This window comes from Saccharothrix sp. NBAS 001, assembly GCF_056640475.1.
The window spans coordinates 1,733,548-1,757,716 of sequence record NZ_CM153251.1 but is presented as its reverse complement, the minus strand read 5'-3'; the positions used below and the strand labels follow the sequence as shown (position 1 = coordinate 1,757,716).

At 74.4% G+C, this 24,169-nt stretch carries 23 protein-coding genes; 10 read left to right on the top strand and 13 right to left on the bottom strand.

Annotated features, from left to right (window positions below):
• Window positions 1–104 precede the first annotated feature (104 nt).
• Window positions 105–251 (top strand): DUF1059 domain-containing protein, encoded by a 147-nt coding sequence (locus AC0HI0_RS07755; RefSeq protein WP_073892909.1) that lies wholly within the window; start codon window positions 105–107, stop codon window positions 249–251.
• Between the two features lie 158 nt (window positions 252–409).
• On the opposite strand, the gene AC0HI0_RS07750 is transcribed toward AC0HI0_RS07755, so the two are convergent.
• The 8 genes from AC0HI0_RS07750 to AC0HI0_RS07715 all read right to left on the bottom strand — a co-directional run bounded on the left by AC0HI0_RS07750 (window position 410) and on the right by AC0HI0_RS07715 (window position 10,411).
• Window positions 410–1,546 (bottom strand): serine hydrolase domain-containing protein, encoded by a 1,137-nt coding sequence (locus AC0HI0_RS07750; RefSeq protein WP_480931585.1) that lies wholly within the window; start codon window positions 1,544–1,546, stop codon window positions 410–412.
• A gap of 94 nt (window positions 1,547–1,640) precedes the next feature.
• A complete protein-coding gene (locus AC0HI0_RS07745) occupies window positions 1,641–2,183 on the bottom strand; it encodes a discoidin domain-containing protein (RefSeq protein ID WP_480931584.1) in 543 nt (180 codons plus the stop codon).
• A gap of 485 nt (window positions 2,184–2,668) precedes the next feature.
• Entirely contained in the window at window positions 2,669–3,706 is a 1,038-nt protein-coding gene (locus AC0HI0_RS07740) for an LCP family protein (protein WP_480931583.1), read from the bottom strand.
• Window positions 3,703–4,206, bottom strand: coding sequence for a SigE family RNA polymerase sigma factor (locus tag AC0HI0_RS07735; RefSeq protein ID WP_480931582.1), 504 nt, complete (start codon window positions 4,204–4,206; stop codon window positions 3,703–3,705). The genes AC0HI0_RS07740 and AC0HI0_RS07735 overlap by 4 nt, the downstream gene beginning before the upstream one ends.
• 101 nt (window positions 4,207–4,307) lie before the next feature.
• Complete coding sequence (locus tag AC0HI0_RS07730) at window positions 4,308–5,540, bottom strand: MFS transporter (protein ID WP_480931581.1); 1,233 nt, start codon at window positions 5,538–5,540, stop codon at window positions 4,308–4,310.
• On the bottom strand, window positions 5,537–6,247 hold the full coding sequence (locus AC0HI0_RS07725) for a TetR/AcrR family transcriptional regulator (RefSeq protein WP_480931580.1): 711 nt from the start codon (window positions 6,245–6,247) through the stop codon (window positions 5,537–5,539). Before AC0HI0_RS07725 ends, AC0HI0_RS07730 begins: the two co-directional genes overlap by 4 nt.
• A gap of 140 nt (window positions 6,248–6,387) precedes the next feature.
• Complete coding sequence (locus AC0HI0_RS07720; RefSeq protein WP_480931579.1) at window positions 6,388–7,032, bottom strand: lytic polysaccharide monooxygenase auxiliary activity family 9 protein; 645 nt, start codon at window positions 7,030–7,032, stop codon at window positions 6,388–6,390.
• Window positions 7,033–7,300: 268 nt separating this feature from the next.
• Window positions 7,301–10,411 (bottom strand): amidohydrolase family protein, encoded by a 3,111-nt coding sequence (locus AC0HI0_RS07715; RefSeq protein WP_480931578.1) that lies wholly within the window; start codon window positions 10,409–10,411, stop codon window positions 7,301–7,303.
• A gap of 215 nt (window positions 10,412–10,626) precedes the next feature.
• On the opposite strand from AC0HI0_RS07715, the gene AC0HI0_RS07710 reads away from it, so the two are divergent.
• The 3 genes from AC0HI0_RS07710 to AC0HI0_RS07700 all read left to right on the top strand — a co-directional run bounded on the left by AC0HI0_RS07710 (window position 10,627) and on the right by AC0HI0_RS07700 (window position 14,176).
• Entirely contained in the window at window positions 10,627–11,679 is a 1,053-nt protein-coding gene (locus tag AC0HI0_RS07710) for a DNA glycosylase AlkZ-like family protein (RefSeq protein ID WP_480931577.1), read from the top strand.
• 111 nt (window positions 11,680–11,790) lie between these two features.
• The gene (locus AC0HI0_RS07705; RefSeq protein WP_480931576.1) at window positions 11,791–13,128 is read left to right on the top strand and encodes an anaerobic C4-dicarboxylate transporter family protein; all 1,338 of its coding nucleotides are present in this window, start codon (window positions 11,791–11,793) and stop codon (window positions 13,126–13,128) included.
• Window positions 13,129–13,147: 19 nt separating this feature from the next.
• Window positions 13,148–14,176 (top strand): N-formylglutamate amidohydrolase, encoded by a 1,029-nt coding sequence (locus tag AC0HI0_RS07700; RefSeq protein ID WP_480931575.1) that lies wholly within the window; start codon window positions 13,148–13,150, stop codon window positions 14,174–14,176.
• Window positions 14,177–14,284: 108 nt separating this feature from the next.
• Here AC0HI0_RS07700 and AC0HI0_RS07695 read toward each other — a convergent pair whose 3' ends face one another.
• The 3 genes from AC0HI0_RS07695 to AC0HI0_RS07685 all read right to left on the bottom strand — a co-directional run bounded on the left by AC0HI0_RS07695 (window position 14,285) and on the right by AC0HI0_RS07685 (window position 16,069).
• On the bottom strand, window positions 14,285–14,632 hold the full coding sequence (locus AC0HI0_RS07695; protein WP_480931574.1) for a hypothetical protein: 348 nt from the start codon (window positions 14,630–14,632) through the stop codon (window positions 14,285–14,287).
• Window positions 14,633–14,696: 64 nt separating this feature from the next.
• The gene (locus AC0HI0_RS07690) at window positions 14,697–14,912 is read right to left on the bottom strand and encodes a helix-hairpin-helix domain-containing protein (RefSeq protein WP_480931573.1); all 216 of its coding nucleotides are present in this window, start codon (window positions 14,910–14,912) and stop codon (window positions 14,697–14,699) included.
• 53 nt (window positions 14,913–14,965) lie between these two features.
• Window positions 14,966–16,069 carry a serine hydrolase domain-containing protein gene (locus AC0HI0_RS07685; protein WP_480931572.1) on the bottom strand — a complete coding sequence of 368 codons (1,104 nt, stop codon included), beginning with the start codon at window positions 16,067–16,069 and terminating at the stop codon, window positions 14,966–14,968.
• Window positions 16,070–16,359: 290 nt separating this feature from the next.
• On the opposite strand from AC0HI0_RS07685, the gene AC0HI0_RS07680 reads away from it, so the two are divergent.
• From AC0HI0_RS07680 to phoA, 3 genes are all read left to right on the top strand, one after another.
• Complete coding sequence (locus tag AC0HI0_RS07680) at window positions 16,360–16,935, top strand: snapalysin family zinc-dependent metalloprotease (protein WP_480931571.1); 576 nt, start codon at window positions 16,360–16,362, stop codon at window positions 16,933–16,935.
• 175 nt (window positions 16,936–17,110) lie between these two features.
• Window positions 17,111–18,709 (top strand): ABC-F family ATP-binding cassette domain-containing protein, encoded by a 1,599-nt coding sequence (locus AC0HI0_RS07675; RefSeq protein WP_480931570.1) that lies wholly within the window; start codon window positions 17,111–17,113, stop codon window positions 18,707–18,709.
• Window positions 18,710–18,913: 204 nt separating this feature from the next.
• Window positions 18,914–20,311 (top strand): alkaline phosphatase, encoded by a 1,398-nt coding sequence (gene phoA, locus AC0HI0_RS07670; RefSeq protein ID WP_480931569.1) that lies wholly within the window; start codon window positions 18,914–18,916, stop codon window positions 20,309–20,311.
• Between the two features lie 98 nt (window positions 20,312–20,409).
• Here the strand turns inward: phoA and AC0HI0_RS07665 are convergent, their stop codons facing one another.
• Both AC0HI0_RS07665 and AC0HI0_RS07660 read right to left on the bottom strand, forming a co-directional pair.
• Window positions 20,410–21,336 (bottom strand): arginase family protein, encoded by a 927-nt coding sequence (locus AC0HI0_RS07665; protein WP_480931568.1) that lies wholly within the window; start codon window positions 21,334–21,336, stop codon window positions 20,410–20,412.
• A gap of 98 nt (window positions 21,337–21,434) precedes the next feature.
• The gene (locus tag AC0HI0_RS07660) at window positions 21,435–21,899 is read right to left on the bottom strand and encodes a MarR family winged helix-turn-helix transcriptional regulator (RefSeq protein WP_480931567.1); all 465 of its coding nucleotides are present in this window, start codon (window positions 21,897–21,899) and stop codon (window positions 21,435–21,437) included.
• Window positions 21,900–21,961: 62 nt separating this feature from the next.
• Between AC0HI0_RS07660 and AC0HI0_RS07655 the strand changes: the two genes are divergently transcribed.
• The 3 genes from AC0HI0_RS07655 to AC0HI0_RS07645 are packed head-to-tail and all read left to right on the top strand — an operon-like array spanning window position 21,962 to window position 24,155.
• The gene (locus tag AC0HI0_RS07655; RefSeq protein ID WP_480931566.1) at window positions 21,962–22,711 is read left to right on the top strand and encodes an SDR family NAD(P)-dependent oxidoreductase; all 750 of its coding nucleotides are present in this window, start codon (window positions 21,962–21,964) and stop codon (window positions 22,709–22,711) included.
• Window positions 22,708–23,355 (top strand): DUF4386 domain-containing protein, encoded by a 648-nt coding sequence (locus AC0HI0_RS07650; protein WP_480931565.1) that lies wholly within the window; start codon window positions 22,708–22,710, stop codon window positions 23,353–23,355. The genes AC0HI0_RS07655 and AC0HI0_RS07650 overlap by 4 nt, the downstream gene beginning before the upstream one ends.
• On the top strand, window positions 23,352–24,155 hold the full coding sequence (locus AC0HI0_RS07645; protein ID WP_480931564.1) for an SGNH/GDSL hydrolase family protein: 804 nt from the start codon (window positions 23,352–23,354) through the stop codon (window positions 24,153–24,155). Before AC0HI0_RS07650 ends, AC0HI0_RS07645 begins: the two co-directional genes overlap by 4 nt.
• Window positions 24,156–24,169: the final 14 nt, after the last annotated feature.

Sequence of the window (24,169 nt, the reverse complement as noted above, 5' to 3'; positions counted from 1 at the left end):
GACACCCCGAACGCACCCGGCCGGGCGATCCGCGCAACCAGGTCGACAAGCGCGCCACCGTCAGTAGAGTCGGGAAGCGAGATCGGCGTGACGGAGGACCAGCGATGAAGCGCAACATCACGTGCCCCTGCGGTGAGCACATCACCGGCCAGGACGAGGACGACCTGGTGGCCAAGACCCAGCAGCACCTCAAGGAGAACCACCCCGGTCACGACTACTCGCGGGACGAGATCCTGTTCATGGCCTACTGAAAGACACCTCCGCGACACCAGCCGGACACCTCCGGCTCCCTCGTCGACCGGTCGACGGCCGTCGACGGGGAGTGGGGAACCGCCGACTCGGGCCCGTGGTCCGAGCGGCGGTCGTGGCGCGGCTGCGGCGAGGTCGGCGGGCCGCGCGCGAGCGCGGCTCAGGCGGCGTAGCGCCAGAAGTCCCGCATCCAGGCCGGCGCGACCGGGGCGTCCTCGCCGACCTGGGTCAGCAGGACGGCGATGGTCGAGGTGGACGGGACCAGGTGCGCCGAGGTGCCGGTGCCGCCGACCCAGCCGTACCGGCCCGGCACGTGCCACGGGTCGAGGACGGCGATGTCGACCGAGCCGCCCATCCCCCACCCCTGGCCCTCCAGGAACAGCGCGCCGATCGCGCGCTGCGCCGCCGTGGTGTGGTCGGTGGTCATCAGCCGCACGGCCTGGGCGGACAGCACCCGGCGACCGTCGGCCACGCCCCCGGCGAGCAGCATCCGGGCGAAGGCGAACCAGTCGTCCACGGTCCCGACCAGGCCGCCGGACCCCAGCGGGAACGCGGGCGGCGCGCTCCACTGCCCGTCCGGCGCGTCGGCCAGTCGCAGCCCGCCGTCGTGCACCTTGTAGAAGCTGGTGAACCGGTCCCGGTCGGCGGCGGGCACGACGAAACCGGCGCCGGTCATGCCCAGCGGCGCGAACAGGCGTTCGGCGAGGAACTCCGGCAGCGTCCGGCCCGACGCGCGGGCGATCAGCACGCCCTGCACCGCCGAGCACGTGTCGTAGAGCCACGACTCGCCGGGCTGGTAGAGCAGCGGCACGCGGGACAGCTCGTCCAGCCACACGTCGGCGGCGGGGAAGCTCTGCGGTTCGCGCCCGTCCTTCTGCACCGGGAACAGCCGTCGCACGGCGGGCAGCGAGAAGTCCGACGCGAACCCGTAGCCGGCCTGCGAGGTGAGCAGGTCGAACACCGTGATCGGCCGGGCGAGCGGCACCACGTCGTCCAGCGCGCTGCCCGGCGTGCGGACGACCACCGGCGCGGCCAGTTCCGGCAGCCAGCGGGCGATCGGGTCGTGCAGGCCGACCTGCCCGTCGTCCACCAGCGCGAGCAGCGCGGCGGCCGTGACGGGCTTGGTGAGCGAGGCGTACCGGAAGATCGAGTCCCGGGTCATCGCCGCCGAGCCCTCGACGTCCGCCGAGCCCACCGCCGCGAACTCGACCTGGTCGCCCCGGGCCACCAAGGCGACCGCGCCGGGCAGCGCGCCCGTGGCGACGTGGGCCGCCAGCACACCGTGCAAGTCGGTCATGGAACCCTCCCTCGACACGGGCACGCTAACCCACCCGGGCGAGGTCGGGGTTCCGATGACCGACCGCGGAGCGCGCACCAGGGGCGAACCTGGCTCAGAAGTCGAACGCCTGGATCTCGTTCACCCGGGTGTGACCGGGCTGGTGGGTCGGGCCGACCTTGGCGAGCACGCGCACGCCGATCACCGCACTGGCCGGGAAGGTCACGCTGACCGAGGTCGAGGTGTTGTAGTTGAAGGTCGCCAGGGTGTCGAACCAGCCCGCGCCGACCCGCTGCACCTGGACGTCGAAGTCGCGCAGTTCGTAGCCGGCGGTGGTGACCACGACGATCCGGCTGATGGTGCGGACCTGGCCCAGGCTGACGTGCACCCACTGCGGGTTGACCGGCGGGTAGTCGACCAGGGCGTTGTTGCACCAGCTGGCCCCGCCGCCGAGCGTCGTGCTCGCGTCGCCGTCGTTGACCTTCGCCGCCGCGTAGCCGGGGAAGGTCGAGGACGCGCTCGCCGTGCCGGACAGCGCGTAGTTCACCGACTGCGCGGTGACCGGGTCGGCGGAGGCGACGGACGGGATCAGGGCGGCGGCCACGACGGCGACCACCGTCGCGAGGAGGCGGAGCGGTCTCCGGGTCGAGCTGCTCATGGGTTGCCTTTCCTTGTCCTGAACGGGAAATCGGGTTCGATCCCGGTTGAGAACATGCCGGGTGCGCCGACGCGGTGCCTACCGCCGACCCGGTGACGCGCCACCCGACCCTGCGCGGTGCCGCACCGTGTGTTATCCACTGTGGACGGTCCGGCGACTCTTCCACCGGACGGGCGAACCGACCGCGCCACAAGGCTTCCACCGCCCTGCGTCGACCGCCGGCCGGGCACCCGCGCGGTGCCCCGGCGGGGGTAGCCCGACCGGCGCGGGCGGTGCGGCCACCGGCGCCACCGCCCGCGCGCCGACCCCGACCGCGTGCGGCCCAACGGTTCAGCCCCGCTCGTACGTCCGCCCGCCGGGCCGCCCGACCCGCGTTACCACCGGTACGAACGGCAACGCGATGCCGGGTGGAATCCCGTTGTGCGGCAACGGCGACGCCCGGCGACCCCGACCGATGCGGTCGGGGTCGCCGGGCGTCGCCGAGGTCAGGCCACGCAGCCGTCGGCGGGTTCCGCCGGGGTCCCGGGCGTGCCGGAGGACGGGGTTTCGCCGGTGAAGTCCGTCACGAAGGCGCGGACCGCCGCCGGGTCGACCTGGACGACCTGGCCGGCCTCCTGGTCGAAGGTGGACTCGCCCACCGGGATGGTGGCGGCGCGGACCGGGGCTCCCGGCGTGAGGCCGCGGGCGAAGTCGAGCAGGTTCCACCCCTCGTCGGTGCGGGTCTGCGCGGTGGCCACGTCGACCACGGTGCCCAGCTTGGCCGGGTCGCCCAGGACCTCCGGGCTCAGGTACTTGCCGGCCAGGGCGCGCAGCACCGCCTGCTGGCGGACCACCCGGTCCAGGTCGCCCCGGGGCAGGTCGTGGCGCTGGCGCATGAACGCCACCGCGGCGTCGCCGCCGATGGTCTGCCGCCCGGCGGGCAGGTCCACCCCGGAGTACTCCTCCTTCGCCGGGGCCTTGAGGCACACCTCGACGCCGTCGACCGCGTCCACCAGCCGACCGAGCGCGGACATCTCCACCACCGCGTAGTGGTCGATCCGCGCGCCCGTCAACTGGCCGACCGCGCCGAGCAGCGCCTGCGCGCCCGCCCGGACCCGGTCGCCGGTCGCGGTCTCCTGGGCCCGGCCGTAGATCGTGTTCAGCTTGGCCTTCGCACCGCCGGGCACGTCGACCCACGCGTCCCGGGGCAGCGAGACCGCGTTCACCGCGCCGGCCGCCGTCACGTGGGCGAGCACCACCGAGTCGGTGCGGCCGCCCTCGTCCAGGCCGACCAGCAGCACGTTGTGCGGCTCGGCGAGCGGCGTCGCCGGCGGCGCGGGCGTGCTGGGGCGCGACAGCGTCAGCGGCACGACCACGGCGATCGCCGCCGCCACCGTGGCCACCGTCGCCGCGGCGATCAACGCCCACGGGCGCCGCCGCCGCGCCCGGCCCCGGTGCAGGGCGGCCAGCACGTCCCGGCTGTCCACGGCCTCGGCCGCCTCGGCCGCGACGGCCTCGCGGATGAGCTGTTCCTGGTAGGTCATCGCAGCACCTCCACCGGGTTGTTCTCGTTGGTGCGCAAGGTCTTGAGCGCGCGGGATATGTGACTGCGCACGGTGCCGACCGTGCAGCCGAGCACGCCGGCGATCTCCTCGTCGGAGCTGTCCTCGTAGTAGCGCAGGACGATCGCCGCCCGCTGCCGTCGCGGCAGCACCGCGATCCGGGCGCGCATCGCGTCGCGTTCGGCGTGCCGGACGGCGTGGTCGGCCACGGTGGGCGCGACCTCGTCCAGCGCGGCGTGCGAGGAGACCACGTCGCGGGCGGCCCTGCGCCGCCGCCACGAGAGGTACTCGTTGGTCACCATCCGCTTGACGTAGAGGTAGGGCGCGTCCATCGCCGCGATCCGGGTCCAGCGGTCCTGCACGCGCAGCAACACGTCCTGCACGATGTCCTGGGCGAGGTGCTTGTCGCAGGTCATCGCCGTGGCATAGCGCAGGAGCCGATCGAGGCGATCGGCGACGAACCGGTCGTAGTCGTCGGGCACGTCGTTCCTCTCTGCCGAACTGTCGTCCACGTCCCGGGAAAGGCCGCCGGCCACCCCTGACATTGAACGGTGTGACGTGCTTCACGTCCCGACCCGGAGGTTCAGCGCGGGTCGGGCACCGGTTCCACGAGGATCGGCGCGCGGGTCCGCGCGAACCTCGGGTGGATCAGCACGAACGCCGTCACGGTCGCCATCACGACCGCGCTGATCACCAGCGGCAGCGGGGCCCACAGCGAGTAGAGCGAGGTGCCGGCGGTGGGCGCCACGACGAACGTCAGGCCGTTGTTCGCGCCGATCAGCCCGGCCAGCCCGCCCTGCTCCTCGCGGGTCATCAGCAGGGTGGGGCCGGCGGTGTAGCCGGGCATCCCGATGCCCAGCCCGAGGCCGACCAGGAGCATCGCCACCACCAGCGTTGCGATGCCGAGGTCCGGGACCAGCGCCAGGAACCCCAGCGTGGCGACCACCCCGCCGACCCGCAGCAGCGTGCCGGGCTGCCACCCGCTGCGCGGCACGAGGACCACCTGGGCCGCGATCAGGCCGACCCCGGAGGCGAGCAGCGCCGCCCCGGTGACCAGGCCGGTGGTCTCCGCGTCGAGCCCGAACCGGTCCTGCACCACGAACCCGGTGACGAACTGGATGAACCCCAGCGCGGTGAACATGCCGAACCCGGCGACCAGGTAGGGCCACACCCGGTCGTCGCGTGGGCTGATCCTCGGCGGGTTCACGACGAGGTCCGCGCCGGTCTCCCGGCGCAGCCGCAGGACGACCAGCAGCAGCCCGCCGGCCAGCAGCACCGGCACCGCGACCAGCGGCACCATCAGGCCGAACCCGGCCAGCAGGCCGCCGACCACGGCCCCGGCGGTGATCGCGACGCCCTGCACCGCGCCGATCCCGGCCATCCCCTTGACCCGCTGGGTCTCGTCGGTGGTCACGTCGGCGATGTAGGCCTGCGCGGTGGGCGGCACGGCGGCGATCGCGGTGCCGAACGCGACCCCGCGCAGCAGCACGAACAGCGCGAACAGCCACGCCCCGGCCAGCACGCCGGTGATCCCCAGGTAGGCGACCAGCGCGAACAGCGCCATGGCGGTGGCGGCCAGCCCCATCGCCGCGATCAGCACCGGGCGGCTGCCCCACGACTGGGACCGGCGGCCCCACAGCTGGCTGGTGGTGACCACCATCAGCGCGGCGACGCTGATCGTCACGCCCACCTGCCACTCGGCGAGGCCCACCTCGCGGGACAGCGGCGCGATGATGGGGTTGAGCGTCATCTGGCCGAGGAAGGCCAGGAACACCGCGGCGAGCACCAGGGAGAGCTGGTGGGTCCGTCCGGTCACGGTCGGTCTCCCCCGTTGTCCGGTCGAGGGGCGAGTTCGCGTTCGATGCCGGCGAGCACCACGCGCAGCTTGCCGAGGAACCACTCGACGGGGTCGGCGCGGATCGCCGCCGACATGGCCGCGCGCACCGCCCGGCGCTCCTCGTCGGTGGCCGTGCCGGCACCGGCCGGCGCGGTGCCGGCGGTCCACAGCTCGTCCAGCCGGCCGCGCTGGTCCGCGGTGCCGCGCCCGGACGGGAGGGCGAGCAGCTCCACGCCCCGCCTGCTGTCCGCCGCCAGGTCGAAGACCAGGTCGAACGCGCGCACCGCGTCGTCGGGCGAGAACCCGGCGCGCAGCAGCACCGCGCCGACCTCGTCGGACAGCGCGACGACGGTCGGCGGCAGCACGCCCCGGGTCACCTCGACCACCGCGCCGGGGTGGGCCTCCCACGCCCGCCACGAGGCGAGCGCGTACCGCTCCAGCACCTCCCGCCACGTCCCGTCCGGGGACGGCCACGGGTGGCGGCGGACCGCCAGGTCCAGGCCCAGCCGGACCAGGTCGTCCCGGTTGGGGACGTGCCGGAACAGGGTGGCCTGGCCGATGCCCAGCCGGTCCGCGACGGCGGTGAAGGTCAGGTCGCGGAACCCGACCTCCAGCACGGCGGCGGCGATCGCCTCCCGCGTGACCTGCGGCGGCCGGCCGAGCCGGCGGCGGGTGACTCCTGGCACGGGCACGCTCCTCAGGTAAGCCTCACCTTATTTCGAGAGCGTACTATCAGAAGTACCCGGGCGGAAGGCGCCACCCGGGGGAGGCCGGGCCGGCGGTGACCCGCGCGGCCCCCGGCCGGACACCGGGGGCCGCGCGCGGATCAGCCGAGGACCACGTCGGAGCAGGTGTAGAACGCCTCGCCGCTGTCCGGCTTGTGGCGCTGCCAGATCGAGTAGACCAGGTGCCGGCCGGTGTGCCCGCCCGGGATCGTGGCGGCCAACTGGTACGCGCCGCCGGTGACCGGCGGGTTGTTCTGCTGGTAGAACGGCACGTCCTCCAGGTCGGACCACTTCAGCGGCTTGGTCGGGTCGTAGCCCGCCTTGGTGATGTACAGCTCGAACGTGCCGGGGTGCCGGGCGGTCGCCTTGTACGCGAAGGTGTACGCGCCACCGGCGGGCAGGGTGGTCGCCGGCCAGTCGGCGCGCGGCAGGTCGAGCCCCTTGTACTTGTCCCGGCCGGCGCTGCACAGCTTGCCGTCCGGGATGATCTTGCGGCTGTTGCCGTCGGCGTTGGGCTGGTTCACCTCGTCCCAGTCGTAGAGCGGCCAGCTCTCGCCGGCCGCAACCGCCGCCTTGCACGCGGCCGACTTCGGGTTCTCCGGTCCTTCGGTGAAACAGCGGTAGATGCGGCTCGCGGGGTTGCTCATCGAGCCGTGCGCGTACGCGGGCGCGACCACCACCGCGCCCAGCGTCAGGATCGCGCCGGTCAGGGCGGCCAGTACGGCGACGGGGCGTCGTAGCCTCATCACAGTCTCCACTTCCGCGGCGGCCTGGTGTTTACCGCAGAGGTCTAGACCATGGTGGGCTGACGGCGCACGGCGGCGGTACCCCCGATCGTGCGTCGTCGGTGAATGCCGAACAACCTCGCAGAGCGGACATTCGACGGTCGCGCCGACGACTCCACGTCACCTCGCCCCCGCGTCGACCACCGGAACGGCCGAAGACGTGCGGCCGTGGTTCCTCCCCGTCGGCGTCGGCGCCGACGGCCTCGGCGGAAGCGTTCCCGCCGACCGGTCAGAACTCGCCGCAGCACACGTGCGCGGACCACTCCGGCTCGTGCCACCAGTGGTCGTGGTCGTGCGCGGCGGACGCCGACGGCGGCAACGGTTCGGCGGTCGCGACCGCGTTCGCCCCGGCCCGCGCCGACCGGTACGGGGCCAGCAGGTCCGCCACGTCGTGCAGCACTCCCCCGACCATCACCCGGCGCACCGCGGCGGCGGCCCGGATGTCGGCCAGCGGGTCGCCCGCCACGAACGCCACGTCCGCGTGCGCGCCGGGCCGCAGGGTGCCGATCCGGCCGGACAACCCCAGCCACGCCGCCGGGTTGCGGGTCGCGGTGGTCAGCGCCTCCAGCGGGGTGAACCCGCCCGCCACCATCGCCCGCAGGTTCTGGTGGGTGGCGGTGGCGATGTAGTCCAGCGGCGCGTCCGTGCCGCAGATGACCAGCCCGCCGGCGCGGTGGATCCGCAGCACCATGTCCACCCAGCCCGCCAGGACGTCCTTCGACCACGGCGACGCGGGCGTGCCGGCCGCCGCCGCCTCGGCCACGTACCGCTCGTACTCCCACGGCGGGAACAACACGCGGGTGCGCTCGTCGTCCACAAGGGACTTGTCCTCGGCGTAGAGCGCGCGGGCGTGGAACAGGGTCGGGGTCACCGACATGCCCGACTTCACGAACAGGTCGACCACGTCCTGGTAGGTGCGGCCGGTGCGGCTGATGGTGTGCGAGTAGCCCAGCCGGTTGGTCGCGCCGACGTGCTCCATGCCGTCCATGCCGATGTTCGCCGCCGGGTACAGGTAGTGCGACGACAGCCGCAGCCCGCCCCGGTGCGCGGCCTCGACCGCGGCCCGCTGGAGTTCCACCGGCAGCCGGACGTAGGTCTTGATCATGTCGTAGTCGAGTTCCAGCGCCCGCTTCAACTCCAGGTCCAACTGCTCGCGCGAGAGCGTGGGCCGCATGAAGTTGTAGTAGACGCGGGACCCGTCGATCGCCTCGCCGGTGCCGTAGAACCTCGGCCCCACCAGGGTTTCGGCGGCGAGCGCCTCGCGGGTCTCCACCATCTGGTACGCCGGGTCGCCCGGCGACCGGGTGGTGGTGATGCCGTAGGCCAGCCACGCCCGGCCCTGCCGCGCGCCCCACTGCCGGCCGCGCAGGTGCCAGTGGTTGTGCGCGTCGATCAGACCGGGGATGGCGACCAGGTCGGCGGCGTCCACGACGTGGTCGCCGGCCGACGCGCGGTGCGGGCGGATCTCCCGCACCCGGCCGTCCTCCACGACGACGTCCACGTCGTGGCGCAGCCGGTCGGACTCGCCGTCCCACACCGCGCCCGCGTGCACGATCGTGCGGTCGGGCGCCTTCGGCCGCCGCCAGGTGAAGTCCAGCCGGATGGTGCGCGCCGGGCCGCCGGCCAGTCCGATCCGGCGCAGCTTGCCGTTGCACAGGTAGACCAGCGCGTCCGACCCGCTCCAGGACAGCGAGTCGGTGACCTCGGAGGTGACCTGGCGCGGGTCGCCGAGGAAGCGCCCCGCCGCGTCCACCGGCACCACCCAGGCGACGCTCTCCACCACGAACGCGAGGTGCCGGCCGTCCGGCGACCACACCGGCCCGTCGTCGCCCCGGGTCGCGATCGACCGGAACGGCATCGGCTCGGCGTAGCGCAGGTCGCCGCCGGCCAGGTCGACGGTCAGCACCTGGCTGGTGCCCTCGCGGAACCGGCGGGAGAACGGTTTCACGGCCGCGAGCGCGAGCACCCGGCCGTCCGCCGACCAGGTCGGCCGGCCCGGCATGAACAGGGTGGGCGTGACCTGCCGGCGGGTCCCGGCCGCCACGTCCAGCACCCACACCGCGCCGTCGTGGTCGACGTAGGCGATCCGGTTGCCGTCCGGCGCGAACCTCGGCGCGGTCTGCGCGCCCGGACCGGCGGGCAGCACCCGGTCCCGACCGGTGGCCAGGTCGCGCAGGTGCAGCGTCGGCACGCCGGTGCGGTCGCTGGAGTAGACGACCGACCGGCCGTCCGGCGCGAAGTCCGGGTCGGAGTCGAACCAGGTGCCGTCGGTGAGCCTGCGCGGCCGGCCGCCGAGCGCGGACACCAGGTGCACGGCGTTGAGCGCGCGGAACGCGATCGTGGAGCCGTCCGGCGAGACCACCGGCCCGGCGATGCCGAGCACGTCCCCGGAACCGGCCGGGTCGGGCCGCTGCCGCACCCGGGGGCGCTCGGCGACCGGGACGGTGGCGGTGAACGGGACGTCGGTGGTGGCCCCGTCGGCGGTGCGGCGGCGGATCCGGCCGTTCGCGGTGTAGAGCGCGGCGCCGCCGGTCCACGTGGCGGCGAAGCCGAACACGTCCTCGCCCGCGGTGAGTTCCCGGCCGGCGTGCACCAGGTCCGCCCGACCGCCCCGGACCAGCGTGTAGGACGGCGCGCCGTCGGGGCCGAAGGCCGCCCCGTACACCCGGCCGTCGGCGGGCGCGGTGACCACGCGGACCCGTTCGCCGGTCGCGACCGTCACCACGTCGACGGCGGTTTCGTTGGCGGTGAACACGATCCGCGCGCCGTCGGGCGACCAGCGCGGCGCGGCGGCGTCGTCCGGCGGTCCGGTGACCGAGGCGATCGCGCCGGACCCGACGTCCAGCGTCCAGACCCCGTAGTGGCCGCCCCGGTCGCTGGTGAACGCGATCCGCCAGCCGTCCGGGGAGAACACCGGCTCGCGGTGGTCGAACCGACCGGAGGTGAGCCGCCGGGGCTCGCCGCCGGCGACGTCGACCCGGTACAGGTGGAAGTTGCCGTCCCGGTAGGACTGGAAGACCAGCGAGCGGCCGTCCGGCGCCCACGAGGGCAGCGTGGCGTCCTGGAGGTCCCCGGTCAGCCTGCGCGCCGAGCCGCCGGCGGCCGGCAGCACCCAGATCGCGGCCACCAGGTCGGTGGCCAGCCACCTGCCGTCCGGCGACGCGGCCACCGAGATGTTCGTGCCCTCGCGCAGCACGACCGACCGGCCGGCCGCGACCGCCTCGGCGTCGGCGGGCGCCGCCTCGGCGGACCCGACCGCCGCGCCCGTCACCCCCAGCACGGCGGCCACCTGGCCGGTGCGCACGAGCAGATCCCGTCGCGTCAAATCCTGCGGTGCCATCGCTCCCCCAAACGCGGCTCGGTACGACCTCCACCACACAGTGCCAGTCACCGCGTGGCGCGAGATGCGCCGTTCGGCCGCATACCCGTTCACCCGGCGCACACACCTTGGCACGCTCCGCCACCGGACGCCTCCGCGCCCCGACGGGTCCCGCTCCGCCGTCCGGCGCGCGTCGACTTCGCCTCGCGCGGCAGGGGCTCTAGGGTGACGGCGTCATGGCATCGAACTGGACCACGGCGGCAGCCCTGGCGCACCGGCTCCGCCGCAACCACCTGGCCACGCCGTCCGCGGCCGGGCCCGCCACCGTGACCGGCGACGTGTGCGCGTTCCAGGCGCAGGCCCCGCTGGCCGCCGAGCTGGGGCTGGCCGTGCGCTCGGCGCGCCTGGGCCGCGAGGCGTTCCAGGCGCTGGTCGAGGACCGCACGCTGGTCCGCACGTACGCCATGCGCGGCACGGCCCACCTGCTGGCCGGCCGGGACCTGGGCCTCTACCTGGCCGCCGTGCGCAAGGCGACCCCGGTGACCGCGTCGGACGTCGAGCGCAGGCTGCTCGCCGCCGCCACCGAGGCGCTCGCCGGCGGGCCGCTCGTGCGCGCCGAACTCGTGGCCCGGCTCAAGGACCTCAGCGGGGTCACCGAGCTGGACGAGACGCTGACCGAGTTCTCGGTGCTCGCCGCGCACGCGGGCGTGCTCGCGTTCGGGCCGCAGCAGGACGGCAAGGAGACCTTCGTCCGGGTGACCCCCGACGAGGTGGACGAGGACGCGGCGCTGCACGAGGTCGTGCGCCGGTACGTGCGCAACTACGGCCCGGTGGCCCCGCGCGACCTGTCCCGCTGGCTGGGCGTGACCATCCCCGCCGCGCACGACCTGCTGCACGCGCAGGACACCGTCGACGTGCTCAACGGCTCGCACGTGCTGGCCGAGGACGCCGACACCCGGCCGGAACCGGTCACCGGGGCGTGGCTGCTCCCCCGCTACGACGCCTGGGTGCTGGGTTCGGGCCAGCGCGAGTCCGTCGTGCCGGACGAGGTGAAGCCGCTGCTGCGCCGCCACCACGCCGGGCGCACCGAGGGCGCGGCGGGCGTGCAGGTGGTGCTGGTCGACGGCGTCGTGCACGGCACCTGGCGCGGCACCCTCACCCACCGCACGCTGACCGTCGAACTCGACCTGCTGACCACGCTGGCCCACGCGCACCGCGAGTCGCTGGACCGCGCGGCGCGGCGGCTGGCCGCGCACCACGGCGCGGAACTGCGGCTGTCCGCGAACTGACCTCGTTGGGGTGAACAGGCGATCTCGTTCGGGCGGGCCCGGCGGGGCCCGCCGATACTGGCGGTCCAGGGGCCGCGCGGCCCGCCACGAGACGGGGGACGCCGGCCGGCCATGGACGCACTGATCATCTCGCTGGAACTGCTCGTGGTGCTCGGCGCGATCGTGATGGGCACGCGGTCCAGCGGCGTGGCGCTGGGCCTGTGGGGCGGGCTCGGCGTCGGCGTGCTGGTGTTCGTGTTCGGCGAGCCCGCCGGCACGCCGCCCGTGGACGCGCTGCTGATCGTGCTGTCGGTGGTGCTCGCCGCGTCGATGATGCAGGTCGCGGGCGGGATCGACTGGATGGTGCGGATCGCCGCCCGGGTGATCTCCCGCTACCCCAGGCAGATCACGCTCATCGCGCCGCTGGTGACGTTCCTGTTCTCGGTCGGCGCGGGCACCTCGAACATCCTCTACCCGCTGCTGCCGGTGATCAGCGACGTCGCCTACCGCAACGGCGAACGCCCGTCGCGCCCGCTGTCGCTGTCGGTGGTGGCCACGGGGGTCGCGCTGGCGTGCAGCCCGGTCAGCGCGGCGATGGCCGCCATGGTCACGCTGACCGACGTGGACCCCTACCGGTTCGAGCTGATCGACATCGTGAAGGTGACGCTGCCCGCCGCCGTGCTCGGCATCATCGCGTCGTTCTTCGTGGTGCGGCGGCTGGGCAAGGACATCGCCGACGACCCGGAGATCCAGGCCAAGGTGGCCTCCGGCGAACTGCCGCCCGCCTCGCCCGGCTCCACCCGGGGCCTGCCCGAGGCGACCCCGGTCGGCCGCAACGCGGCGCTGGTGTTCCTGCTGGGCGTGCTGGTGATCGTGGTGCTGGGGCTGTTCAAGGACCTGCGGCCGCAGGACGCGCGCGGGGCCGAGCTGAGCATGACCCCGATCATCGAGATGGTGATGTTCGCGGTCGGCACGGTCATCCTGCTCATCGCCCGGCCGAAGGTCGCCGACGTGCCGATGGCCAGCGTGTTCCGCGCCGGCATGGTGTCCGCGATCGCGCTGTTCGGCCTGGCGTGGCTGACCGACACGTTCATCTCCGCGCACCAGGCGCTCGTGGTGGACACGGTCGGCCGCTGGGTGGACGCCGCGCCGTGGATCTTCGCGCTGGGCGTGTTCCTGGTGTGCGTGGCGACCACCAGCCAGTCCACCGCGACCCGGACGATCGTGCCGATCGGCCTGGCCGCCGGGCTCGCGCCGGGCATGCTCGCCGGCATGTGGGGCGGCGCGTTCGCGGGCATCTACGTGCTGCCCACCAACGGTTCGCAGATCGCCGCCGCGAACTTCGACGAGACCGGCAGCACCAAGCTCGGCAGCAAGCTGGTCGACCACTCGTTCTTCGTGCCGGCCGTGGTGCTGGCCGTGACCACGGCCGTGTTCGGTGCCCTGATCGGGCTGCTGATCGGGGGCTGACCCCGGAGATCGGAGGGCCATGTCCGCCCCGGTGCTCATCCCGCGCGGGACCCGGTTCACCGCCGAGGACATCACGTTCTACGCCGACCGCGACCGGCGCTCCCCGGCCGACGCGCTGGCCGACGCCGACCTGGTGGTCAGCTGCCCGCACGCCGGGGCCGCCGTCCCGGAGGAACTGGCCGGGTTCCTGTCCCCCGCGCTGACCCGACGCCTCCAGTACGACTTCACCGACTGCACGACCGCGCCCGTCGTGCGGCGGTGGGCCGAGCTGGACCCGAGGATCGTGTACGTGGAGAACCCGCACCCCCGGCTGGTCCGCGACCCGAACCGGGCCCGGCCCGACGACCTCGCGGCCGGGCTGCGCGAGGCGTTCGACCGGGTGCGGGCGGCGGGGCCGGGCAACCGGGTCGACCTGTCCGGGTGCGACGCCGTGCGGCCGGTGACGTTCTCCTTCATGCCGATCTTCACCGGCCGGTCCGACGCCGACGCCGAGGCGCTGGCCGAGGTGGTGGCGCAGGTCGCGGCGGTCGGCGTGGACGTCTACGAGCGGACCCGGGACGACCTGGTGGCGCGGGCGGGCGACGGCGTGACGTTCCTGTCGTTCCACGACACCATGAACCACACCACGCGGCCGGACGGCGCGGTGGCCGTGCCGCGTCCCGAAGCCGACCGCCTGCCGCCGGTCGTCGCGCTGTCCAACCGGGGCGACGCGCGCGGCGAACGGCGGGGCGACCACACCGTCACCATGCGGCCCGACCTCCTCCGCGCGCTGGCCGACGCCCACCGGGTCGGGTTCGCCGCCCGGCCCGACGACGTCGCGCTCAACCAGCCCTACCTGGGCAGCAACGAGATCACCCACACCAGCGCGCGGTTCCCGGGCGTCGAGGCGGTGCAGGCGGAGTTCCGCCGCGAGTACCTGCTGGGCCCGGCGGGCGCCGCGCACCTGATGTCGCCCGGCGCGGACTGGCCGGCCCCCGACCCGGCCCGGGTGACCGAACTCGCCTTGGCGTGCAAGGCGAGCTGGGACCACTACCGCGAGAACCGGTAGCCCGGGAGGGGTCGGTCGCGGGCGTCTCGAAGCAGGTGTCGGGCGGCGACCGGGGTTCGCCCGTTCGGACGCACCGGCCCTCGCCGGTCCACTGTGGACGGCCCCGGCTCACCACCGCTCGGCGAGCGTCGTGAGGTAGCGGCGGAAGGCGCGCGCGTCCTTGGCCGGCAGGGCGTGCGCGGCGATGGTCAGGATGTGGCGGACTTCCTCCGGGTCCGGGCAGCACTGCAAGACGCCGCACCCGCCCTGCGCGGGCTCCCACAGCCGGTGGGCCGGGTCGCGGAGGAGCCGTTCCCAGCCGAGCAGCGCGTCCAGGACGGCCGCCGGCCACAGCCTGGTGCGTTCGATGCCGGCGATGACCGAGATTCCCCTCGCGGAGAGGCGAACGGGGAGCCGGACCGGGCCGCCGGGCCCGGGGCTGTGCGCGCGGACGCGGCTCGGCGGTCTACGCGCCATCGCCCTTTCGAGTGGTCGACATGGTGGCGATCATGGCACACGCGCGGGTGGTGAGGCGAGCGGTTCAGGACTCGTCGGCGAAGGAGAGCCCTCGGGCGGCCAGTTCCTCGCGCAGGATCGTGATCCCCTTGCGGCCCATCCCGTGGATCTTGAGCAGTTCCCTCGCGGTGGTCCCGGTCAGCTGCTCGTAGCGGGTGTAGCCGTGCAGGGACAGCACGCGCCGGGCGACCTTCCCGATCCGGTGCGGGAACTCGGTCTCCGGATCCTCCTCGGCGGCCACGCCCCCTCCTCTCCACGACCGGCCCGAACCGTAGCACCGGGCGCCGGTCCGGGTCAGGGGTAGCGGATGGCGACGTCCATCAGGCTGTGGCCGGGCGTGGACGGGTCGAACGTGTCGAGGTTGGCGAACACCGTGACCGACGTCCTCGTGCCGGGGTGGATGCCGTTGTAGGTGCGGAAGCCCGGCAACCGGCCGTTGTGCTCGATGACCATGTCCTTGCCCTCCCGCCAGGTCTGCACGCCGTAGCCGTAGTGCGCGCTCTTGCCCGGGATCTGCACGGACGGCGCGAGCACCAGGTCCCGGGACGCCGGGGTCAGCAGCGGCGGGGTGCCGGTGAGCAGGAAGGTGTTCCAGCGGGCCAGGTCGGCGGTCGTGGCGTACAGCGCGCCGCCGGCCTGGAGTTCGTCGTCCACCGACGGCCCCGGGGTGCTCGGCGCGAGGTAGCCGACCGCGCGGGTGGTCGGGTCGGCGGCGGGCCAGTCGATGCCGGAGTCGCCCATGCCCAGCGGGTCGAGCAGGCCCGCGCGCAGGAACGCGGCGTACGTCCCGCCGGTCGCGTGCTCGATCACCGCCCCCAGCACGTCGTAGCCGGCGTTGCTGTACGCCCACGTGCCGGCCGCGCTCAGCGGTCGGGCCAGCACCCTGGCCGCGAGTTCGGCGTGCGTCGGCTTCGAGGCGAGCAGCGCCGCCAACTCCGCCGGGGTGTCGGTGACGTCCGGGACCACGCCCGCCGTGTGCGTGATCAACTGTTCCAGGGTGACCGCGGACCACGACGGCGGGCAGGACGACAGGTGCGCGCACGCCGCGTCGGTCACCTTGAGCACCCCCTGCTCCTGGAGCAGCAGGATGGCGACCGCGGTGAACTGCTTGGTCACCGAGGCGACGCGGAACCGGGTGGTGGGGGTGTTGAGCCGGCCGGTGGCGACGTCGGCGGCCCCGTACGCGCGCGAGAGCAGCACCCGGCCGTCCCGGCGGACCTCGACCACGCCCCGGAAGCCCTGGCGCTCCAGCGGCCCGACGGTCTGCTCCAGCCGGGCCACGACGTCCGGCCCGGTGGAGGTCGGCGCGGGCGGCGTGGAGTCCCCGCCGCAGCCGGCCACGAGCGCCGCGCCGCACAGCGCGGCGCACAGGGCGGCCACCACGCGCGTTCCGATCATCTGTCCCCCTCGGGAGTCCCCTGGCAGGCAGACATTCTCTCCCGGCCGCGCGGCCGGCGACGCCGGCGAACGGAGCAAGCGCCGCCGTCGTCCACGGTGGACTTCCGCACCGCGTTTCCGCAGCAAGAACTGCGTTATGGCCAGGTGCTATATGGCCGGCCGGGGTCGGTGGCGTTACCTTCGGGACAGATCGACTCGACCGCCGCAACCGCCACGGCGCCGGGCCGGTGTCCGGGCAGCAGGCGTCCGCGCGGCAGTGTTCGCGGACGCGTCGAACGAAGGAGCTTCCGTTGTTCCGAGCGAAACTTGTGGCGGCGATCTTCGGGGTGGTCGCCGCGATCACCCTGGTCGGCACGCCGGCCGCCGTCTCCGCACCCCGCGACGCGCACCCGCTCGCGGTGCGCACCATCTACTACGAGTCGAGCCGGGCGGCCGAACTCGCGCCGCTGGTCGACCAGGCCGCGCAGATCTGGAACACCGGGGTGAGCAGCGTGAAGCTGGTCAAGGGCACCGGCGGGGTCACGGTGTCCACCGCGCAGAACGGCGCGGCGCCCGGCATGGCGAGCTGCGTCGGGTGCACCCGGGGGACGATCACCTTCTACCGCAACCAGATCAAGTCCTCGGGCGCGGGCCCGCTGCGGGTGGTCGTGCACGAGTTCGGGCACATCCTGGGCCTGAACCACCCGTCGGACATCGGCAACTGCGACAAGGTGATGGCCGGCGGCCGGTGCGACAACCCGCAGCCGAACGCGCAGGAACTCGCCGCGGTCCAGCGGTTCTGGGCGTCGCGCGGCCTGGCACCGGTCCCCGGTGACCGGCCCGACGACAGCACCGTCTTCGACGCTGCGGCGTTGACCGGCGTGTAGCCGAGCACGTGACGGGGCCGGCGCGCACAGCCAGTGCGCACCGGCCCTTTTTTCGGGCGACACCGCGCGACGCGCGAGCTAACCTGGGAGCCATGTCAACGCCCCGAGTCTCCTAGCTCAGGACCCGCTTCCCCACCAGAAGTGTGTCTCCAAGCCGACTCCGGAGCGTTGCCCCGTGATCTCCGCACGTGGTCTCGTGCTGCGCGCAGGCGCCCGCCTGCTGCTGTCCGACCTCTCCTTCACCATCTCCCCCGGCGACCGCGTCGGCCTCGTCGGCCGCAACGGCGCGGGCAAGACGACCCTGCTCACCGCGCTGGCCGGGCAGTCCAGGCCCGCCGCCGGCACGATCAGCGGCACCGGTTCGACCGGCTACCTGCCGCAGGACGCCCGCGCGGCCGACCAGTCGGCGACGGTCACCGACCGCGTCCTGTCCGCGCGCGGCCTGGACGCGGCGCTGCGCGACCTGCGTGCGGCGACCTCGGCGATGGCCGACCCGGCCGGTCCGCTCGACCGGGCGATGGACGCCTACTCCCGTGCGGAGGCCGCGTTCCTGGCCGGTGGCGGCTACTCGGCGCAAGCCGAGGCGGCCCGGGTCGCGGCCGGGCTCGGCCTGCCCTCCAGGGTGTTGGACCAATCGCTGGGCACGCTGTCCGGCGGTCAGCGGCGGCGGGTGGAACTCGCCCGCATCCTGTTCGGCGGCCACGACGGCGTGCTGCTGCTCGACGAGCCGACCAACCACCTCGACGCCGACTCGGTGGCGTGGCTGCGGGGTTTCCTGCGCGGGCACGCGGGCGGCCTGGTCGTGATCAGCCACGACACCGACCTGCTGGCCGAGGTGGTCAACCGGGTGTTCCACATCGACCCGCAGCGCACCACGATCGACGTGCACAACACCGGGTGGGCCGCCTACCTGGCGCAACGCGACGCCGACGAGCGCCGCCGCACCAGGGAGCGGGCCAACGCCGAGCGCAAGGCGTCCGCGCTGCACGCCCAGGCCGACCGGATGCGGGCGCGGGTGGCCACCGCCGTCGCCGCGCGCAACATGGTCCGCCGCGCCGACCGGATGCTCGCCGACCTGGAGCCCGTGCGCCGCGCGGACAAGGTCGCCCGGATCCGGCTGCCGGAGCCCGCGCCGTGCGGTCGGACCCCGCTCGGCGCGGTCGGCCTGACCAAGTCCTACGGCGACCACGACGTGCTGCGCGGCGTGGACCTCGCGGTGGAGCGGGGCAGCCGGCTGGTGGTGCTCGGCTTCAACGGGGCCGGCAAGACGACCCTGCTGCGGATCCTGGCCGGGCGCGACCGGCCCGACGCCGGGCGCGTGGTGCCCGGTCACGGCCTGGTCCTGGGCTACTTCGCCCAGGAGCACGACACGCTGGACCCGGAGCGCACGGTCCGCCGGAACCTGTCCGCCGCCGCGCCGCACCTGGCCGACGACGAGGTCCGGCACGTGCTGGGCGCGTTCCTGTTCACCGGTCGCGACGTGGACAAGCCCGCCGGGGTGCTGTCCGGCGGCGAGAAGACCCGGCTGGCGCTGGCCGGCCTGGTCCACTCCGGGGCGAACGTGCTGCTGCTCGACGAGCCGACAAACAACCTCGACCCGGCGTCGCGGGCCGAGGTGCTCGCGGCGATCGACGGCTACCCCGGCGCGATCGTCATGGTCACCCACGACGTGGCCGCGATCGACGCCCTGCGGCCGGGCCGGGTGCTCCTGCTGCCCGACGGCGAGCAGGACGTGTGGGACGAGCGGTACCGGGACCTCGTCGCGCTCGCCTGACCGGGCTGCCGCCCAACCCGGCCGAAACCGGACCGACGGCACCGGCCGGACACTTGGCGCACCGCCGACATCGCGACAGCTACCTGCGCAAATCGTCGGCGGTGCGCCGAGTGTTCACCGGCCGGTCCCCGACACGTCGCCGCCCGGCCACGCCCGCAACTCGTGCGCGGCGGCTAATAGCCGTCGTCCAGAGCAACGTGGAGGGTGGTCGCAGTGAGGATCGGAAGACGGCGGTTGGTCGCGATCGGGGCACTGGGCGCGGCCGTGCTGGTAGGCACGCCCGTGCTGGCCGCGACGGGCCAGTCGGACCAGGAGCGCACCACCGCGTCGTCCGGCGACCGCACGCAGGACGTGCGCTCGGCGATCCGGGGCGGCAAGGCGCGCAACGTCATCCTGTTCATCGGTGACGGCATGGGCGACTCGGAGATCACCATCGCCCGCAACTACGCCAAGGGCGCGGCGGGCAGGCTCAACCTGGACACGCTCCCGCTGACCGGGGCGTACACCACGTACGCGGTGGCGAAGGGCGACCCGACCAAGCCGGACTACGTGACCGACTCGGCCGCGTCGGGCACCGGCTGGGCGACCGGCACCAAGACCTACAACGGCGCGATCTCCGTGGACGCCGCCGGCAAGCCGGTGCCGACCATCCTGGAACTGGCCAAGCGCAACGGTTTCCGGACCGGCGACGTGACCACGGCCGAGGTGCAGGACGCCACGCCCGCCGTGCTCGGCGCGCACGTGGTCAACCGCGACTGCAAGGGCCCGGACGAGACCAGCGCCAAGTGCGCGGTCAACGCCAAGGAGAACGGCGGCGCGGGCTCGATCTCCGAGCAGCTCGTGCAGACCCGGCCGGACGTCCTGCTCGGCGGCGGCGCGAAGTACTTCGGCCAGACCGTGAAGTCCGGTCCGTTCGCCGGCCGCAAGGTGCTCGACCAGGCGACCGCGGCGGGCTACCAGGTCGCGACCGACGCGGCGGGCCTGCAGCGGGTGCGCGGCGACAAGCCCGTGCTGGGCCTGTTCGCCGAGACCAACCTGGAAGTCCAGTGGAGCGGCCCGGCGGCCAAGGTCGGCGGCACCGCGCCCGCCACGTGCGCGCCGAACCCCGCGCTGCCGGCCACGCAGCCCAAGCTCGCGGACCTGACCCGCAAGGCCATCTCGCTGCTGGACCGGACCGACCACCGCTCCGGCAAGGGCTTCTTCCTCCAGGTCGAGGGCGCGAGCATCGACAAGCAGGACCACGCGGCCAACCCGTGCGGCCAGATCGGCGAGACGGTCGGGTTCGACGACGCGGTGTCGGTCGGCCAGGCGTACGCCCGCGTGCACCCGGACACCCTGGTCATCGTGACCGCAGACCACGGGCACACCAGCCAGATCATCCCCAACGAGGCCAAGAGCCCGGGTCAGACCGCGACGCTGATCACGCACGACAACGTGCCGATGACGATCAACTACGCGACCAACACGCCCGGCCAGTCGCAGGAGCACACCGGCACCCAGGTCCGCATCGCGGGCCGCGGGCCGCAGGCGGCCAACGTGGTCGGCGTGACCGACCAGACCGACCTGTTCCACACCCTCGGCCGCGCGCTCGGCATCCGCTAGCGCGCACCGCGCCCGGACGCCCGACCCGGAACCGGCCCGGCCTCCGCGCGGAGGCCGGGCCGTGGTGCTTCCCGGGGTCCGAGGTCACCGGCCCGGGGTCACGGGTTGCGTTGCAGGCCGATGACGTTGAGCAGCAGGCGGGTGATGGTGAGCGCGGTGGTCCGCGCGATGTCCTTGGCGGGCTGGAACTCGGTGAACACGCACGCGGCGATCTTGCGCTCGCGGGCGAGCCCGGCCACCAAGGTCCGGATCTGCGGGTAGGTCAGGCCGCCGGGCTCCGGCCAGCCGACGCCGGGCGCGATGGCCGGGTCGAGCCCGTCGCAGTCCACCGTGACCACCCAGCGGCGGTCGCGCGGCAGGTCGGCCAGCACCGCCGCCGCGCCGCGCTCGTGCAGGTCCCACGCCGTGACCAGGTGGTTGCCGGCGGCGCGGGCGTCGGCCAGGTCGGCGGGCCGGGCGCTGCCGACCGACCGCAGGCCCACCTGCACGACCCGGTCGACGCAGGCCAGCTCCCGGATCCGGCGGATCGGGCTGGAGTAGCCCCGGGTCACGCCGGCCACCTCGGCGCGGTAGTCCAGGTGCGCGTCCACGTGCAGCACGTGCACCCGCTCCACCCCCTCGAACCCGCCGACCACGATCGGCGGGACCGCGTCGAGGCCGCCGACCACCAGCGGCACCACGCCGCCGCGCACCAGCCGGCCGACCACCGACAGGCCCCGGTCCCAGATCTCGTCGGGCGCCCGGACGTCGCCGACGACGTCGCCGCAGTCGGTCACCGGCGGCTCGCCGGGCGCGAACAGCGGGCCGTCCAGGTCGAAGTCGTGGTGCCCGGCGATCAGCCGGTACTCCATGAGGTGCGCGACTTCGCGGACCGCGTCCGGGGCGTCGGCGCAGACGTGCAGGTCGGCGGGAGCGTAGGGCGGGCCGTACGGGATGCCGAGGAAGGCGTACGGGGTGCGCACCCGCCTCGGGTCCAGCTCGACCGGGACGTCGAGGAAGGGTTTTCCGGGCGCTTGCAGGAACATCACGGGCCTCCGGCCGCAGCGCACCCATCGGGGAGGACAGGAGACCCGCGACCACCGCCGTGGCGCCGGGCGAGCCTACGAGCGGCCGGCCGCGACCGTCAACCGCGCCGGTAGCCGGGGTGCACGCCGGGCACGAGCCCCTGCTGGTCGGCGACCAGCCGCAGCAGCGCGGTGAACCGCTCGCGCTGGTCGGCGTCGAGAGCCGCGCAGATGTCGTCCTCGTGGGCGGTCGCGGTCTGCCGCAGCCGGCCCATCAGGGCGGTCGCCCCCTCGGTCAGGTGCAGCTCGTAGTTGCGCCGGTCGTCGGTGCTGCGGCGGCGTTCCACCAGTCCCGCGCGGTCCAGCGGGTCGATCATCGCGGTCACCCGGCTGGGCACCACGCCCAGGTCCTCGGCCAGCGAGCGCTGGCTGCGCCCCGGCTGCGCGGCGATCATCCGCAGCAGCCCGACGTCGGCCGGGGTCAGCCCGAGGTCGGCGATCCGCTCGGCGAACCGGTTCGCCGCGTGCGCGCCGAGCTGGGCGAGCAGGAACGCGGCTCCGGGCTGTTTGCGCGACGCGGTCACGACGCCTACTGTACGCCAGAGAGAACCATTCACCTCTATGAACGATTCACTGGGGAGAAGCGATGGACGAGGACTTGACGGGACAGGTGGCCCTGCTCACCGGGGGTTCCGGGAGCATCGGCGCGGCGACCTGCCGGGCGTTGGCCGCGCGCGGCGTGCGGGTGGCCGTCAACGGGCGGGACCCGGCCGCCGTCGACCGGGTGGTGGCGGCGATCACCGCCGACGGCGGGCAGGCGCTCGGCGTGCCCGGCGACGTCACCGACGAGGACGTGGTGGCCGGGCTGCGGGAGAGCGTGGAGCGGGCGTGGGGGCCGGTGCGGATCCTCGCGCCGTTCGCGGGCGGCCAGGGCGCTCCGGTGCCGACCGCCGAGCTGACGCCGGCGCGCTGGCGGGAGGTGCTCGACGCCGACCTGACCTCCACCTTCCTCACCGTGCACGAGTTCCTGCCGGGCATGGTCGAGCGGCGCGCCGGGACGGTCGTGCTGATGTCGTCCACGGCGGGGCGCGTGCCGGGCGGGGCGAACGCGGCGTACGCGGCGGCGAAGGCGGGCGTGGTGATGTTCGCCCGGCACCTGGCCGCCGAGGTCGGCCGGCACGGCGTGCGGGTCAACTGCCTCGCGCCGTCGGCCGTGCTCAACGACCGGATGCGGGCGAACCTGGACCCCGAGCGGCTGCGCGGGCTGGCCGGGACGTTCCCGCTGGGGCGCGTCGGCGAGCCCGACGACGTGGCGCAGGCGGTGCTGTACTTGGCGTCGGCGTCGTGGGTCAGCGGCGTGACGCTGGACCTGACCGGCGGGCGGGTGGTCGCGTGAGCGCCGAGGTCCGCCGCCCGCTGTCGCCCGGCGTGCCCGGGGTCGCGTTCGCGGTGCTGTTCCTGGCCGGGCTGGTGCTGAGCATCGTGGTGGCGGGCGGCGTGCCGTTCCCGTCGCCGTTCGGGCCGGAGGCCGACATCCTGGCCTACTTCCGCGACCGGCAGGACGCGGTGCGGGTCGCCGCGCTGCTCCAACTCGCCGCGGTGGTCCCGCTGGCGCTGTACACGTCGGCGGTCACCGGCCGGGTCCGGGGGTACGCCGCGGCGGTGGGCGGCGGGCTGGCGGCGGCGTTCCTGGCGGTGTCGGCGCTGGTGAGCTGGGTGCTGTCGCGGCCGGAGGTGGTCGGCGACGCGGTGGTCGTCCGGGCGCTGCACGACCTGTCGTTCATCACCGGCGGGCCGGGGCACGTCGTGCCGCTGGGCCTGCTGGTCGCGGGCATCGCCACGGGCGCGCGGCTGCCCCGGTGGCTGCGGACGGCCGGGCTGGCCATCGCCACCGCGGCGGGCCTGTCGCTGTTCACGCTGCTGCTGCCCGAGGCGGCCTACCTGCTGCCGATCGCCCGGTTCACCGGCCTGGTCTGGCTGGTGGCCGTCGGATTCCTGCTGTCCCGCAACGATCGCGACGAACGGAGCACCACCTCGTGAACGGCATCGAACGACTCGTCCGCTTCCAGCGCCCGGAGCGGTCGCTGCCCTACCTGGCCGGCGCCGACGACGCGCGGATCGCCGCGGTGTTCGGGCTGGACGCCGACGCGTACCGGGGCGTGCTGGCGGACCTGGAGGAGCAGGCCCGTGCGGCGGCGCGATCCCTGCTGGCCCGACCGGAGTTCGCCGAGGCCGTCGACCGCGTCCCGTTCGAGGGGGTCGTGGTCGCGGTCGGCGAGAGCACCACGGCCGACCGGTTGTCGTGGTTCGAGATCCTGCGGCACGTGCTGGCGCTGCGCGGCTCGGACTCGGCGATGCTGGTCAACCTGGCCGTGTCCGGGCACACCACGTCGCAGTCGTTGACGCAGTTGCCCGCGCTGGCGTTCCAGCGGCCGGACCTGGTGCTGTGCATGACGGGGGCGAACGACGCGCAGCGGCTGCGCGCGGACGGGCCGACGCTGGTGAGCATCGAGGAGACCACGCGCAACCTCGCGGCGCTGCGGGACCTGGCCGGGGTGGCGCGCTGGACGTGGCTGACACCGTCCACTGTGGACGAGCGGCGGATCGGCGAGTTCGTCCACTTCCGCCGGGCGGGCATCTCGTGGACCACCGAGGACATCGACGCCGTGGCGGAGGCGATGCACCGCCGGCCGGAGCCGACCGTCGACACGCGGGCGGCGACGACGGGCGCGGACCACCACCTGGACGACGGCGTCCACCTGAGCGTGGAGGGCCAGAGCGCCGTGCTGACCACCCTGGTCCACGCCCTCGCCGAAACCCCGCCGACTCCGCGGGCGTAGCGCACCCGCGCCAC

What these genes read in the sequence shown, in the direction of transcription:
- AC0HI0_RS07750 (WP_480931585.1), bottom strand. Translation starts at nt 1,546, where the DNA reads ATGACCGACTTGCACGGTGTGCTGGCGGCCCACGTCGCCACGGGCGCG.
- AC0HI0_RS07665 (WP_480931568.1), bottom strand. Translation starts at nt 21,336, where the DNA reads ATGTTCCTGCAAGCGCCCGGAAAACCCTTCCTCGACGTCCCGGTCGAG.
- AC0HI0_RS07715 (WP_480931578.1), bottom strand. Translation starts at nt 10,411, where the DNA reads ATGGCACCGCAGGATTTGACGCGACGGGATCTGCTCGTGCGCACCGGC.
- AC0HI0_RS07685 (WP_480931572.1), bottom strand. Translation starts at nt 16,069, where the DNA reads ATGATCGGAACGCGCGTGGTGGCCGCCCTGTGCGCCGCGCTGTGCGGC.
- AC0HI0_RS07755 (WP_073892909.1), top strand. Translation starts at nt 105, where the DNA reads ATGAAGCGCAACATCACGTGCCCCTGCGGTGAGCACATCACCGGCCAG.
- AC0HI0_RS07720 (WP_480931579.1), bottom strand. Translation starts at nt 7,032, where the DNA reads ATGAGGCTACGACGCCCCGTCGCCGTACTGGCCGCCCTGACCGGCGCG.
- AC0HI0_RS07745 (WP_480931584.1), bottom strand. Translation starts at nt 2,183, where the DNA reads ATGAGCAGCTCGACCCGGAGACCGCTCCGCCTCCTCGCGACGGTGGTC.
- AC0HI0_RS07740 (WP_480931583.1), bottom strand. Translation starts at nt 3,706, where the DNA reads ATGACCTACCAGGAACAGCTCATCCGCGAGGCCGTCGCGGCCGAGGCG.
- AC0HI0_RS07700 (WP_480931575.1), top strand. Translation starts at nt 13,148, where the DNA reads ATGTCCGCCCCGGTGCTCATCCCGCGCGGGACCCGGTTCACCGCCGAG.
- AC0HI0_RS07705 (WP_480931576.1), top strand. Translation starts at nt 11,791, where the DNA reads ATGGACGCACTGATCATCTCGCTGGAACTGCTCGTGGTGCTCGGCGCG.
- AC0HI0_RS07655 (WP_480931566.1), top strand. Translation starts at nt 21,962, where the DNA reads ATGGACGAGGACTTGACGGGACAGGTGGCCCTGCTCACCGGGGGTTCC.
- AC0HI0_RS07695 (WP_480931574.1), bottom strand. Translation starts at nt 14,632, where the DNA reads ATGGCGCGTAGACCGCCGAGCCGCGTCCGCGCGCACAGCCCCGGGCCC.
- AC0HI0_RS07710 (WP_480931577.1), top strand. Translation starts at nt 10,627, where the DNA reads ATGGCATCGAACTGGACCACGGCGGCAGCCCTGGCGCACCGGCTCCGC.